We start from the raw sequence: 504 nt of genomic DNA on the forward strand, positions 1-504 counted from the left end.
AGGTGCATCACCCCTGTCAACGCCGCCCGCGTACGCACGGAGGTCGACCAGGACGGAACCCGTTCGTGACCCGAACGGCGATCTTCGCCGTGGGGTCCGCCTCCGTGGTCGTGCCGCTCCACATCGGCGAGATCGCCCCGCCGGACGTCCGCGGTGGACCGGTCTCGCTGGACCAGTTGTCCGTCACGGTCGGCTGGTATCGCGAACTGGCTGGCGAACTTCGTGGTGGGGATCAGCTATCTGACGCTGCTGTCATCCATTGGACGCTCCGCCACGTTCTTCCTGTACGCCGGGATCGCGATCGTGTCGGTGGTCTTTATATGGCTGCGTGTACCGGAGGCCCATGGTCGTTCCCTTTCGGAGATCGAGGCGGAACTGCGCATGTCCCCGGTCGCCGTCGCGGCTCCGGCGCTGACTTCCGCGCCGGCTTCCGCCTCGGTTTCGAGGGGTCGGGCACGGATCGGCGGCGACCGCGATGCGCACTGACGAGGGATAGGACTCCTG

At 67.1% G+C, this 504-nt stretch carries 1 protein-coding gene; it reads left to right on the top strand.

Translation table 11 applies throughout. The features are described from left to right. Window positions 1-153 precede the first annotated feature (153 nt). On the top strand, window positions 154-486 hold the full coding sequence (locus tag G6R24_RS21325) for an MFS transporter (RefSeq protein WP_163550882.1): 333 nt from the start codon (window positions 154-156) through the stop codon (window positions 484-486). Window positions 487-504 lie beyond the last annotated feature (18 nt).

The organism is Candidatus Frankia nodulisporulans (genome assembly GCF_902806475.1).
Classification (GTDB): Bacteria; Actinomycetota; Actinomycetes; order Frankiales; family Frankiaceae; genus Frankia; species Frankia umida.